Origin of the sequence: Burkholderia ambifaria AMMD (assembly GCF_000203915.1) — a bacterium.
Classification (GTDB): Bacteria; Pseudomonadota; Gammaproteobacteria; order Burkholderiales; family Burkholderiaceae; genus Burkholderia; species Burkholderia ambifaria.
Genome location: NC_008392.1, coordinates 144,437 through 158,609, shown reverse-complemented (window position 1 = coordinate 158,609; position 14,173 = coordinate 144,437). Strand labels below are relative to the sequence as shown.

At 63.8% G+C, this 14,173-nt stretch carries 8 protein-coding genes; 6 read left to right on the top strand and 2 right to left on the bottom strand.

Annotated elements, in window-relative coordinates:
• The 6 genes from BAMB_RS28450 to BAMB_RS34610 all read left to right on the top strand — a co-directional run bounded on the left by BAMB_RS28450 (position 1) and on the right by BAMB_RS34610 (position 6,440).
• Complete coding sequence (locus tag BAMB_RS28450; RefSeq protein WP_011660605.1) at positions 1-789, top strand: peptidylprolyl isomerase; 789 nt, start codon at positions 1-3, stop codon at positions 787-789.
• A 15-nt stretch (positions 790-804) separates the two neighbouring features.
• Positions 805-2,070: an MFS transporter gene (locus BAMB_RS28445; protein WP_011660604.1), complete on the top strand. Its 1,266-nt coding sequence runs from the start codon at positions 805-807 to the stop codon at positions 2,068-2,070.
• A 99-nt stretch (positions 2,071-2,169) separates the two neighbouring features.
• Positions 2,170-3,906 carry a site-specific integrase gene (locus BAMB_RS28440; protein ID WP_011660603.1) on the top strand — a complete coding sequence of 579 codons (1,737 nt, stop codon included), beginning with the start codon at positions 2,170-2,172 and terminating at the stop codon, positions 3,904-3,906.
• 78 nt (positions 3,907-3,984) lie between these two features.
• Positions 3,985-4,308, top strand: a complete 324-nt coding sequence (locus tag BAMB_RS28435) for a TfoX/Sxy family protein (RefSeq protein WP_041491751.1) — start codon at positions 3,985-3,987, stop codon at positions 4,306-4,308.
• A 59-nt stretch (positions 4,309-4,367) separates the two neighbouring features.
• On the top strand, positions 4,368-5,279 hold the full coding sequence (locus tag BAMB_RS28430; protein ID WP_011660601.1) for a hypothetical protein: 912 nt from the start codon (positions 4,368-4,370) through the stop codon (positions 5,277-5,279).
• 426 nt (positions 5,280-5,705) lie between these two features.
• Positions 5,706-6,440, top strand: coding sequence for a lysozyme inhibitor LprI family protein (locus BAMB_RS34610; RefSeq protein WP_082089707.1), 735 nt, complete (start codon positions 5,706-5,708; stop codon positions 6,438-6,440).
• 70 nt (positions 6,441-6,510) lie between these two features.
• On the opposite strand, the gene BAMB_RS28425 is transcribed toward BAMB_RS34610, so the two are convergent.
• Both BAMB_RS28425 and BAMB_RS28420 read right to left on the bottom strand, forming a co-directional pair.
• The gene (locus BAMB_RS28425; RefSeq protein ID WP_011660599.1) at positions 6,511-7,857 is read right to left on the bottom strand and encodes a hypothetical protein; all 1,347 of its coding nucleotides are present in this window, start codon (positions 7,855-7,857) and stop codon (positions 6,511-6,513) included.
• A complete protein-coding gene (locus BAMB_RS28420; RefSeq protein ID WP_011660598.1) occupies positions 7,854-14,168 on the bottom strand; it encodes an AAA domain-containing protein in 6,315 nt (2,104 codons plus the stop codon). The genes BAMB_RS28425 and BAMB_RS28420 overlap by 4 nt, the downstream gene beginning before the upstream one ends.
• Positions 14,169-14,173: the final 5 nt, after the last annotated feature.

Genomic DNA, 14,173 nt, shown 5'->3' with positions numbered 1-14,173 from the left:
ATGAACGACGTTCTCTCCGAAGTCGCGACGCTGCCGCTGACGATCAACGGCATTGCGATCGACGACGCGGCCATCGCGGCCGAAGCCGCGCATCACGGCGATGCGCGCGATCCGCTCGACGCGGCACGGCATGCGCTTGCGGTGCGCGAGCTGTTGCGTCAGCGCGCGGTGGCGCTCGCGCTGATCGACGAACGCGCGCCGCTCGACGACGCGACGGTCGACGCGCTGCTCGAATGCGAGCTGACGCACGTGCCTGAACCCGATCGAGCGGATTGCGAGCGCTACTACGCGCAGCATCCGGCGCGCTTTCGCCGCAACGACATCGTTTATGCAAGCCACGTGCTGTTCGCGGTGACCGACCGCGTGCCGCTCGCGCCGCTGCGGCAGCGCGCGGAACGTGCGCTCGCCGACGTGGTCGCCGCGCCCGATACGTTCGAAGCAGTGGCGCGCGAATCGTCGAACTGTCCGTCGGCGCAAGTCGGCGGCAGCCTCGGGCAACTGCTGCGCGGCGACACCGTGCCGGAATTCGAGGCCGCGCTGTTCGATACAGACGGGCTCGGCGTGCTGCCGAAACTCGTCGACACGCGCTTCGGCTTTCACATCGTGCGCATCGAGCGCCGCATACCGGGCGACGTCGTGCCGTTCGACGAAGCCGCCGGCCAGATCGCCGCGTACCTGTCGGAACGCGTGCGGCAACGGGCGATGCGGCAATACGTGGCGATACTCGCGGCCGGCGCGCGCGTCGAAGGCGTGACCTTCGACGGCGCGAACGGGCCGCTCGTCCAATGAAGCGGGGTTTTGGATATGGCAACTCAACAAGGTAACGTCGGCGTGGCTGCGGATCCGCAGGCCATTCCGCTGCGCGCGTGGTCGGTGCTGGCCGCGAGCACGCTCGCGTTCATGGTGTGTTTCGTCGTGTGGATGATGTTCGGCGTGCTCGGCGTGCAGTTGCGCGCCGATCTCGGCCTGAACAGCACCGAGTTCGGGCTGCTCACGGCGACGCCCGTGCTGACCGGCGCGCTGATGCGCTTGCCGCTCGGCACGTGGACCGACCGCTTCGGTGGCCGTATCGTGATGACGGTGCTGCTCGTCGTGTGCGCGGTGCCGGTCTACATCGTCAGCTACGCGACGCAGCTCTGGCAGTTCCTCGTGATCGGGCTGTTCCTCGGCTGCGTCGGCGCGTCGTTCGCGGTCGGCACGCCGTATGTCGCGCGCTTTTTCCCGCCGAAGCGGCGCGGGCTCGCGATGGGCGTGTTCGGCGCGGGCACCTGCGGCGCGGCGGTCAACCTGTTCGTCACGCCGCTGCTGCTCGCCGCGTACGGCTGGCGCTTCGTGCCGCGCGTGTATGCGATCGCGCTGCTCGTCACGGCCGTGATCTTCTGGTTCGCGTCGGCGCCCGATCCCGGCGCCGGCAAGCGCGGCGGCTCGATGCTCGATTCGTTCAAGGTGCTGCGCGACCCGCGCGTGTGGCGGCTGTGCCAGTACTACTCGATCACGTTCGGCGGCTTCACCGCGCTGTCGCTGTGGATCCCGCAGTACCTGAAGAGCGAATACGGGATGTCGCTCGTGATGGCGTCCGCGTTCGCGGCCGGTTTCTCGCTGCCGGGCTCGGTGCTGCGCGCGCTCGGCGGCGCGCTGTCCGATCGCTTCGGCGCGCATGCGGTCACGTGGTGGGGGCTGTGGGTCGCATGGATCGCGCTGTTCCTGCTGTCGTATCCGGCGACCGACTTCGTGATCCACACGATCGACGGGACCGCGTCGCTGAACCTGGCGATGCCGGTGGCCGGCTTCGTCGCGCTGACCTTCGTGCTGGGCGCGGTGTTCGCGTTCGGGATGGCGTCGACCTTCAAATACGTCGCCGACGATTTCGCGGACAACATGGGCGTCGTCACGGGCATCGTCGGCCTTGCGGGCGGGCTCGGCGGCTTCCTGCTGCCGATCCTGTTCGGCATGCTGCTCGACCTGCTGCGCGTGCGCACGACCTGCTTCATGTTTCTGTACGGAATCGTGTGGGTATCGCTGATCCTCATCTATCTGTCGGAAGTGCGGCGCACGCCCGTGGCGGGTTGAGCGCGGTTGCGCGAGCCCGGTAGCGTCCGGCCTCGCCCAGGTAGTCGTACCGCGCTTCGGCCGTTTGCGACCGTGCGCAGTTCTGTCAAACTTGCGCCCATGACACCGCGCCTCACCCTGCCGCCTTCCTCCGATTCCGCGCCCGCGCTCGCGGGCTTTCCCGACGCCGACGAACTCGCCGCGCTGCGTGCGTGGTACGCGGGCATGACCGTGCGCCAGGCCGTCGAGCGCTACCTGCCCGGGCGGCTCGGCGAAGGGCGCTCGGCTCGCGGCGTGATCGGTGCCATTCGGCGTCGCCTCGTGCGGTTCGCGCGGCAGGCCGGACGGCCCGATCTCGCCGAGCAGCTCGGCCATGCCGACCGCGAGCGCGTGCAGATGGCGAAGGCCGCGACCGATGCGATCGGCGTGCTACGCCATGCGCGCGCGCCGGTGCCGCAGATCAGCGACGACGTCGGCCTGTGGCTGCCGGCGCGTGCGGTCGCCGCGCTGCGTGCGCACGGGATCGCGACGCTCGCCGACCTGACCGTGCGGATTCCGCGGCGGCGTCAGTGGTGGCGCGCGATCGCGGGGCTCGGCGTGGCGAGCGCGCGGCATATCGAGGCGTTCTTTTCCGCGCATCCGGACCTGACCGAGCGGGCGCGCGCGCTGATCGCCGCGACGCCGCGCGGCAGCATCGTGCCGTGGGAGCAACTGAAACTGCCGCACGAGGTCGACGGATCGGCCGGCACGTTCCGCGCGCCGCGCGCCACCAGCACGCTCGATGCGGACAACGACTACGCGGCCGTGCACGCGTGGTTGTCGCTGCACGAATCGGCCGCGACGCGACGCGCGTACCGGAAGGAGGCCGAGCGGCTGATCCTGTGGGCGATCGTCGAGCGCGGCCGTGCGCTGTCGTCGCTGACGACCGAGGATGCGGTCGCGTATCGCGCGTTCATCCGGCGCCCGACGCCGCACGAGCGCTGGGTCGGCCCCGTGCGGCCGCGCGGCGCGCCGGACTGGCGGCCGTTTTCGGGCGGATTGTCCGCGCGCTCGGCCGCGTACACGCTGTCGGTCCTCGGCGCGCTGTTCCGCTGGCTGATCGAGCAGCGCTACCTGCTCGCGAATCCGTTCGCGGGTGTCAAGGTGCGCGACACGCGCGGCGCGAATGCGCTCGACACGTCGCATGCGTTCACCGAAGGCGAATGGCTGCTCGTGCGCACGATCGCGGACGGGCTCGAGTTTCGCAAGGACAGGCCGTCCGGCGCGCCGGGGTCCGGCTGGACGCCGGCCGCCGCGCAACGGCTGCGCTTCATCCTCGATTTCGGCTATGCGACCGGACTGCGCGCGAGCGAGCTGGTCGGCGCGACGCTCGGCGACATCGACACGGACGCGCACGGCGACGCGTGGCTGAAGGTGATCGGCAAAGGCAGCAAGGCCGCGCGCGTCGCGCTGCCGCCGCTCGCGCGCACGGCACTCGATCGCTATCTGGTCGCACGCCGGCTGCCGGTCACGCCGGTGCGCTGGCGGCCCGATACGCCGCTGATTCCGAGCCTCGCGGAAGACGGCGCGGCCGCGATCACGAGCATGCGGCTGTGGAAGGTGATGCAGCGTTTCTTCGCGCAGACGGCCGCGCTCGTCGATGCCGACAACCCCGCGCTCGCGCAGAAGCTGCGGCAGGCGAGCCCGCACTGGATGCGGCATACGCATGCGACGCACGCGCTCGCGCGGGGCGCCGAGTTGACGACGGTGCGCGACAACCTGCGGCATGCGTCGATCTCGACGACGTCGATCTATCTGCACGGGGATGACGTGAAGCGGGCACGGCAGATGTCGAGTGCGTTTTCGGCCGACAAATAAGCGGGGCGCGAGCGGATCGAACGGAACGACACGGCATCGATGACGGTCAGAACGGTTATTCGGTCACGGAGTGGGTGGATGGCATCGAGTCAGGGAACCGTCGATTTCATCGTCGAGCAGATGGCCTTGGCCGGCACGGTGTCGGCCCGCAAGATGTTCGGCGAATACGGAATCTACTGTGACGGCAAGATGGTCGCGCTGGTGTGCGACGACCGGTTGTTCGTCAAGCCGACGTACGACGGGCGTGCGTTTGTCGGTGCCTGTGACGAAGCTCCACCGTATCCGGCAGCAAAACCGCATCTCGTCATTGGAGGCGATCGCTGGGACGACCGCGAATGGCTGTCGACGCTGATCCGGATCACCGCCGCGCAATTGCCGGTCCCGATGAAGCGAAGCCGATAGCGGTCGGCATCTTCCGTGAAACTGGCGCGCCAACCCGCACGCCGCACTGGAGCACAACAATGGAGACAACCCCACACCCGCAAGCCCCGCGATACGCTCGCCGCGCCTGGCACGCGCTCGTCGCGGCGCTATGCGTGGGCTGGAGTGCGCTGTCGTTCGGCGCGGACGGCGCGGCGGCGTTGCTCGACCGCTATCACAGCCTCGGTGAGCAACTGAAGAACAACCCGTTCCACCGCCCGCTGTACCTCGAATCGTCCGAGGCATCGTCGACGCTGAAGGGTGATATCTACGCGGTCGTCGACTATCCGTTTTCCGTCGTGAACGGCAAGCTCAACGATCCCGCGCAGGGCCCCGCCAACTGGTGCGCGGTGCTGATCCTGCATCTGAACACGAAGTATTGCCATGCATCGACCGGCAGCAACGGCCCGGTGCTCGACGTGAACCTCGGCCGCAAGATCGAGCAGAAGCTGTCGGATACCTATCGCGTGCAGTTCCGCTACGGCGTGGCCGCCGCGACGCCCGACTACTTTCAGGTCGACCTGACCGCCGACAGCGGCCCGATGGGCACGAAGGACTACCGGATCGCGCTGGAGGCCGTGCCGATCGGCGCGTCGCGCACGTTCCTGCACCTCACGTATTCGTACGGCTTCGGCACGGTCGGCCGCATGGCGATGAAGACCTACCTCGCGACGGCCGGCAGCGACAAGGTCGGCTTCACGCTCGCGAGCGGCGCATCGGCCGCGCAGCCGCAATATATCGGCGGCGTGCGCGGATTGCTGGAGCGCAACACGATGCGCTACTACCTCGCGATCGACACGTATCTGGCGACGCTCGACAAACCGCTCGACCAGCGCCTCGCGCGCTGGTTCGACGCCACCGAGCAGTATCCGCAGCAACTGCACGAAGTCGAGCGGGCCGCGTATCTGCGGATGAAAGCGCAGGAGGTGCAGCGGCAGCAGGCGGCGCGGTAGGGCGGCGCGAATGCGCGATGGAGCGCAGCGAGCGGACAGCTTTGTGGACGGCACCCACGCAGCTGGAGTGAGTGGAAGGCTGCTCGGGCGTGAGTTGCAGACACAATTCAAAACAATTTTTTCCGACGGCCTGACGGGGGGCGATTATTCGCACTATCCGGATATCACCAGATAGCCCGCGCGCTGCCCGTTTTTTGGTGTGACTACGTAGAATCTGAGGATTCGACGGAAGTTCGCCTTGCTAATTTCCGAATGAATGTGGAATAAAATTCCATCGTGATCGAACGAAGGGTAGCTAAAGGGCGACGTACAGCAATGGTCGGTAATACTTGAGAGGGCCAGTACGGTTCTGATCAAATTGCTCTGGATGCGCCCGGAAGGTCACGTTGAGAAAATACATCACGAAATTCGCATCGGGGAAACAATATGGCAATAATAGGTAATGGCCTGGTTGGTATGGGGGTGCTTGCATCACTGATCGGGATCGGCGGCTTTATAGATACCCGTAAGGTCGATCGGAGATTCAAGACTGGCTATAAGAATAATGAGCCGGATGCTAGGAATTTTGTCCGGTCAGGTAAGATTTTGTTGTGTGGTATCGGTTTATTTTCATTTGGGTTATTGATTAACCGCATATCGGATTCAGATACGCAACCGACTCGAAACGAAGTGACTCACGAAGCTCGGGCAGCCGCGGATCTTCCCTCTGTCGATACCGTTCGACCGGCGAACGACAATTCTCTGTCGGCGGCGCATGCAGCGGTCCAATCAGCATCCGGTATGTCCGATTCCGAGCGCTCGGCATTCGAAATATCTGAACAAAGCGGCGGAGCCTCCGAAGCGCCGGCTGATCATGTCTTGCAAACGCATACTTTCGCGACCAGTTTCGACTGCTCGCAAGCATCACACGCTGATGAAGCGGCGATCTGTCATGACCCAGGTTTGGCAGCAATGGACCGGAGGTTGGCTCAGTTGTATGTGGCTGCATTGCAAACCGTCTCGGATCCAGAGTCTCTCCGGCAATCCGAGTCAGACTGGTTCGCTACTCGGCATCAATGTGGCCAGAACCTTGATTGCTTGCGTCGCGCATACGGCGAGAGAATCGGCCAGTTCGTGGGTTCGCTAGGTTCGAAGCCTTTGCTTCCTGGGGACGGCAAATAGATTCACTCCGTCACCGACAACACCCGCGCGCGGCATACGCCGCGTTCGGAAGACTTTCTCCATCACCGGCTTACCCCAGTGTGCGTTTGGCTGCTTCAGTGCCGGAAGCATGGTCCATTTCGGAAACAACCTTCAGCGGTACCTCACCAACACCCATCGCACGCTCTATCAGCAAGTCGTCGCCATGTTGTGCCAACAACGCCTGCAACCGGCCGAACTCGCCACACCAGAGCGTTTCGACATCCTTGTCGCGGGCGACATCGCGATTTGCGACGAGGGATACGGCCCGGACCTGCAGGCGGCCGGCTTGAGCCTGACCGCCGACTTCGACACCATAACCCGGCAGGGACGCTTTCTTGACAACGACGCGGCCGTCCTTCGCCCAGGCGGTCGTCATGCCCTCATGCACCTCATAGCCGAGTCGAGCCAAGCCGCTCAGGACTGCGTTGCGCCGAGCCTCCGCTGCTTGTTGCTGCCGCACCCGCGCGATCAGGTTCTGCCCAGTTTGGATCAGCTCGGTCACGACGTCAGGCGAGGTGGCAATCTCGCATTGTCGAGCGCGTTCGACAAAAATCGCCGTATCTGCCGTGTCGCACGCCTGAATCTCTGCCGTCAGCTCTTCCAGTGCAGCGATTGCCGCGCGACGTGCGCGGGCTGCCTCGATTGCACTCGACAGGTCGAGGATCAGGCTGTCGAGCAGCAGGTTTTTTCGCGCGTCGCTCACTTCGTCTTCAAGCGCATCCAATCTCGACGAGAACCCGGCAACTTCTTGTGGTTCCAGGAATACACGGGCTTCTCCAATCCGTCGATCGAGACGGTCGATCGACGGATCACGGGACGCAACCAGTTGCGCTGCTTTCCAGGTCTGGAAGTCTGCCGACGCTTCAGCCGGCATCAGGCGATTCGCTAGCGCCTGTTGCGCATCATTGAGTGTTCGTCCCACAGCGGGCGTTAGAAGGGCGAACCCTTGCGCTAGCAAGACATCAGCATTTTCGAGTATGTCACCCGAGCGCAGGCGATCAAGTTGCCTATGGAGTTCAGCCGGTATCTCGATGCCTTTCGCTACCAATGCGCCGAGCAATGCCGTCGCGCTGTGCCGTCCTTGCCGTCGGCGTTTCGCTGCCTGCTCGGCCTGGTCTACCGCCGCCTGTTGACGCCGGGCGACATCCGCCTTCAGGAAAGCAATCTCGTCGGGTACTTTCTTCTGCAAATCCATGAACGCGTCGGTGGCGATCAAGGCGGCCAACACTTCACGGCGAGCCCGGGTCGCCGCGATCTCTTCGTCCGACAGCTTGCCGGTACGTCGGCCTTCTGCAATCCATGTGGCGATGGCTTGGTCAAGGCGCTGCAGATGTCCCTCGCAGATCGCGACGATTTCTTCGCGCGTCACGATCCGGACCACTTTCGGGCCACTCATGCCGTCACCTCCTGACTCAGGGCCAGTTCTACGGCCGCTTTCAAGCGTGCCTTCTCTGTCTCCGGTTCGTGGAACCAGGCTTGTGACGAAACGCGATGCAGTTTTGGAATGGCTCGTCCCAGCACGGACGGCCGCCAGATTTCCCGGGCTCGCGCATGTTCGAGCAAGGGGTGACGCGGCGCATCGCACTCGATGCCGATCGCGTAAAGACCGGTTTCCGGGTTTGCAATCGCAAAATCAAGCCCGAAAGCATCGCCTTCCTGTGCTGGCACCGGTGACAGACCGAGATCCTGCAGATAAGCAAGCACATCTTCCGCGAATCCGTCGACGACACCCGTCTGCCGCAACTTCGCATGCGCCCGTTCGCTACTCATGCGGCCAAGCAATGCACGGCCGGCGGGCAGTTCACCGTTCGACATCGCACGTGCGTATTCCATATAACCCTGAAGGTAATCGCGCGGAATCGCCGGCTTGCGCTGCGTCGTGAGCATGTCGGAGATCTCGCGGATGGGCATCGACGTGATGAGCACGACTTTATGGCGGGCACGCGTCACTGCCACATTGAGACGACGCTCGCCTCCGCTCTGGCCAAGCACGCCAAACATGCGTCGAAAGGTTCCCTGGCCGTTTCGCCCGAAGGTCGTGGAAAAGATGATGATGTCGCGTTCGTCTCCTTGGACATTCTCGACGTTCTTCACGAATACGGCCATATCCTCGCCACGATCGGTTCGGTCGAGTTCCTCACGGTAGGCATCGCGGAATGCCTCATCCACTTCCGCGCGCTGCTCCAGGCGCTCCAGGATGAGGTCAGCTTGCTTGCGGTTGAATGTGACCACGCCGACGGAGGGGCGCTGTGCGTAGGGCTGCTGCCATAGTTGCGCCAGATGCGCGACCACGCGATCCGCTTCTTCGCTGTTGGTCTGCTGTTCGTAAAGACCATTCACCTGGACGAGTTCGAGCGGCTTCACCTCGCGCACCGTGGCATCCGGATGACGGACGGGCACGCTGAGGTTGTTCTCGTAGAACGCTGCGTTTGAATAGCCGATCAGCTCTCGATATGCCGAACGATAGTGAATCTGCAGCGTCGACACGGGCAGCGCGCTCCGTGCCAGTTGCAGCAGGTCGGGGCAGTCCTTGATTTCACGTCGGTTCCAGGTGTCCTCGAAGCGCTCGCGTTCGTCTTCCGTCGCCGCCTCGTCGGGTTGCTCGCCGTCGAAGATTTCCGTTTCGTCGCTATCCGTTCGGCTCGAAAAGAACGCCGTCGGCGGCATTTGTTTCTCGTCGCCGCTGACGATCGACAAGTTGCCGCGGAACAGCGTCGGAATCGCGTATTCCACTGGCATCTGAGACGCTTCGTCATAGACGACGGAATCGAACAACCCTGATTTCAGCGGCAGTACGCGGCTGGCGACATCGGGATTCATCAACCAGACCGGCCGCAGCGCCATCAGGCCAAGCTCCGTACCGAGTTCGATGAATTCGCGCAGACGCCGGGAGCGGCGACCGGTCAAACGCGTCACGTCTTCCCAATCACGCGCTGAACCCAGTCTGCCGTGGTCTATACCGTTGCGAAGCATCTCGCGGTTCAGACGACGCATTTCCTCGTCGGCAGCCGCGAGTGCGTCGATCTTTGCGGTCGTTTCGCTATGGTCGAGCAACAACTCAGGATTGTCCTGCTCCATGCGACGCTTCCATCCGAGCCGCGCCTCGCGGTTGATCATGCGCCGCACCGCGTCGTCGAGGTGTTCAGGCGGCACGCGCATCAGCGAGTCTTCGTGGTCGCGCACGGTGGCAAACACGTCGAGCGCCTCGGCGGTAAGGTGCCGTGCTCGGGTTCGGAATTGCTGATAGGCGGCCAAGGTCGGCAGCGCATCGCCGATCCGGTTCAGCGGCGCCTGATGATTGATGTTGTCGGCAATTGCCTGCCGACAGGCGGTGAAGAGTTCTGCCGAAAGCCACTCATCGAGGGGGCTCAGCGCCCGAAGACTGTGCTGGCGCGCGTTGTGCCGTACAAACGCGGTCTCGAAACCGTCGAGTAACTGTTTGACGGGTGCTCGATCTCCGGTCATCACGGCCGAGTCGAACTCGTCGCCGCGTGGCGCGATCGCAAGATGCTGCGCGAGTTCGCGAATTTCCTCGAACTGGCGCAGGCGGGTCAGGCAGGCATCGGCGAGTGCCCGCCCACAGGTGGGCTCGACCGTCTCGAGATTCAATGCCCGGCTGATCGTGTTCAATGTGTCGCGCATCGGCCTCCAGGCCTTTTCGAGCCGGGCAGCAGCGAGCAGCTTCCGGAGCGTCTCGTCTGTCGCGGGCGCGCCGCAGTGGGTGACGAACTTCATCAAGCGACCACGCCGCAGATAAGTGATCGGGTTAAGGCGGCGCATCAGAGACGGGGCGCGAGTCGCCAACGTCGCCTGGGCCTCGAGCTTGCGGAGCTCTGGATCGGGCAAGCGCGCGACGGCTGCCGATAGCACGGCATCGAAGCCGCTGGTCTCAACGGCCAACAGATCGCGATGCAGGCCGCCGAGCGCCGTGTAATACCGATGGCCTTGCGCGTCGGCATGGTCGGCCGGACGAAATAGCGACAACCATTGCGCAAGCCGTTTGCGTTGTGTATCGTCCAGCGCGACAAGGCGGCTGGCGTTGGCATCGAGCCAGGCCCGATATGGGGCGGGATCGTCGACATCGAATCGCGCGGGATGCGCAGTGAGCGTCTCGATTCGCAGGCGCTCCGCCTCGCGGAAATCCGCGAAGATCGCATTGAACGCTTCGAGCGTGGCGGTATCCGTCGCAAACGGTTTCAATTGCGCGAGTGCACTGCCTTCGAACTTCGACGGTAACCAGTATCGTGCTAGCGGAGCACAGTGTTCTTCTAGTGTTGTCAGTGTCGAAATATCCAGCGTGGCAAGCCGTGTACGCAATTGCGGCACGCTGATAGGCGGTGTACCGGCTTCGAGCCGGATCAGTTCGCCGAGCAGCGCCCGATAGCTAAGGCCGGTTGATTCGTCGATGCGATGCAGCGCCGCATGCTGACGATCAAGTTCGCCCTCAAGGGCCTCGATTCTCGCGGCCATGCGTTCACGCTGGCGTATCAATCCTTGATCGAACACGGTGCCGCGGAAGATCGCATCCAGTTGCTCGCGGACGGCGCGGATCGTTGGCTCGCGGTCCTTGTTGACGTCGTTGAGCATCACGATGCGATCGCCCAGCCCTTCGGCGACCAGCCGCTTACGAACGACGTCCAGCGCGGCATGCTTCTGGCAGACTATCAGCAAGCTTCGGCCTTGCCCGATTGCGTCGGCGACCATGTTGACAATTGTCTGGCTCTTGCCGGTACCGGGCGGCCCTTCGACCAGCAGTCCGGGCCCCTGACGCGCCTGCAGGATGGCGGCTTCTTGCGATGGATCGCTTGCCACCGTGAGGAATCGGTCGAGTTCGGTCGAGACTGCGTCGGATGCATCGTAGGCGGATTTGTCCTTGAGCCGAAGCATCGATTCGAGCGCCGTGCCGGAAGGCGACAATTGCTTGAGCTGACGCAGATCCTCGCCAATGGCCTGGCCGGCGAAGTCGACGTGAAAGAGCACACCGGCGCAGGCGAGGCGCGTCGCGCCGACGGGCATGTCGAGAGTCGGCGACGGCAGTGCGCCGAGTTTCCGACTTTCCACGTCGGCCAGCAGGCCGAAGGCATCGACCACGTCGGCCGCTTTCAACGCGGAACGTCCGAGCACCTCGTCGGCTGCGACACGCCATGCCTTGGCGGCCTCGCGCCCCAGCAAGCCCTCGAGCGCCGGATTCAGGCGAACCTCCTCGCGCTCGCCGTCAAAAGCCATCGCGACCTGGCCTCGCGTGCCGAGCTCCATCAGCAATTTGACGGGCCACAAAAGGACGGGGGCGATGCGAGGGCGCGTCGTGCCGCGATGATCCTTGTAAAGCAGGAACGGGAAGCCCAGATAGAGGCCGTCGATGCCGGTATCCCGCTTGTAGAGCGAAGTCTGCCGGTACAGCGTGTTCAAGCGGCCTTCTAGCGTTCCGCTTGTACCGAACACGGCTGGGTCCACCGATACCGTCTGTACATTGCGTTGGAGCAGATGGTCGAGCAGCGCGGTGCTGGCGAATCGCTCGCCGTTCAGTTCGTGAAGATCGACCCGTCCCGTGGTTTTGCCGATGGTCATCCGTACCAACGGACCACGCAACACGGTTGTGGCGACTTTTTTCTCGAAGAAGTCGAGAATCTGCGACACGTATTGCTGCTTCTGCGGTTCCAGCCACTGCTCGACGGGAACGGACAACAGAACGACCACTTCGTGCAGCGGCAAGCGACGTTCTAATCGGAACTGCTCTGCCCATTCATCGACCGCCTGATTTCCAGTACGCGCGAATCCTGCGATTCGGTCATCGACAGAGTGGAACAGCTCGACGCGCGGAAGCGCAAGCGCGGACCGGGCCGCCTCGCGGTCAAAGACCAAAATTTGTTCTCGCTCTGCGATGACTGCCGCTTGTTCGAGGATCTCGTCGACCGAACGAAACTGTGAAATTGCCGCGCTCAACAGAACGATAAGGTCTTCTTCGCTCAGGACTCGGCGTTCCGACAGCGACAGCAGGCCGTGATGATCGGAATCCGGCAACAAAAGGCGTCGCTCTTCCCATTGCGCGGCCAATTGGGCGCGCGAGGTGGAAAGCAGCGCGACGCGCACCATGTCCTCGTCCAGTTCGATGCCAAGATGCGCGGCCCGGTGTCGCACTTCATCGGCTCGAGAGCGTAGCCTGGACAGCCAGCTTTCGGTGCCCAGTCGCTCCAGAAATGTTGGCACCGGCCCGGTCACCAGGTCGTAACCCTCCAACGGGTTTTGCAGCAACCAACCGGGCGTGACAATATCGCCGCGCAGAATAAGCGGCATGTCGGGATTCAACAGCTTGAGCGCGATCATCAGGCGGCAATCGTCATCAACGCCGTCGAGTTGAGCAACCTGACGCAGGCCAGCCAGCGCTTTCGCACCGACACCGGCTTGTTCAGCCCATGTCAAGACAACGCCGCGATTCAGATGGTCGCGTGCCGCTTCCCAATTCTCGCGCTCGGCAGCGGCCAGCGCGAAGACCGCCGGCTTGCGATATAGCCGAGCGCCCAATGCGATGCTGGCACCTTCGTCGTTATCGGAATCTACAGGCGCTACCGAAGGTGCATCTACCGGTTTGCCGTCCAGCCAGGCTCTGACTTGTGGCCATTGCCAGCGTTGATGCCGATCACGCGCCAGCAGGCCGCGCAGCAGGAGGTGAAGCGACGGATCCAGATCGTCCGGCAGCGTGACGCCGTTGGCCAGCACGTGAATCAGAAACGCGCGCGGGTTGATGCCCTCGAAGCAGCGGCCGTCGGTCAGCTGCTCGAGCAGGATCATACCGAGGCTCCACCAGTCGGACGCCGCGGCAACACCGCCTGCAATGGCCTCGGGCGCCATATAGCGCGTCGTTTCGAGCGGTGAGACGATATCGAGATCGAATTCGGACAGTCGTGCCGAACCGAAACCGCTGATGACGAGGTCCAGGGGGTCGCGACTGCGCACAAGCAGCGTTCCGGGCCGCAGGTCCCGATGCCGAAGACCCACGTCCGAAAACGCCTGCAGGGCCTGACCAAGTTCATCGATCACATGGCGGATCGTCGCGATATCGCGTACGGCTATGCCGAGATCCGCCAGCGTCCCGCCGCTCATCTCCTCGGCGACTTCGTAAGCACGTTGATCCCACCGTCCGGTAGCGATGATGTCCGGCACGTGCTCGCGAGGTAGGCGGCGAACCACATCGTAGACAGCCGGGTCAGGTTCGGCGCCTGGTCGATAAAGCGTCAGGATTGCCTGCCTGCCGTTCTCGTCCTGCTGGGCCACGTAGCGTTCGCGCACGCCGTCCGTGCTGGAAATCTGGCGCAATAGTCGCCAGCCGTCGATCCGCGTTTCTTCGAGAGGCACCCGCGACGAGTCCTCCGTCGAGTGATCTGCGGAAGCCTCACCGCCGACGCCGAGCTGCTGCGCGTCGGCTGGCACGGCCGGATCCGCGCCACATTCGAGGCACATGAGGTCGCCGTCGTTCATCGGGTGGCCGTTCGCGCACGACAATGAGGTCTGCCCACTGACTCCCGATGCGCCTGAATCCGCTTGCTGATTGACGGTCTCGACCGTAATCACATCCTGGGGGCGCCAGCCGGTCGCCCGGATCAGTACGCCGGACAAGTCCCAGTTGCAAATAGCATCGCCGACCGTGCCAGCACAGAACCACTCGTCGACCGACCGCTCGGTTCGACAATTCGGACAAAAACGCATCATGGCTG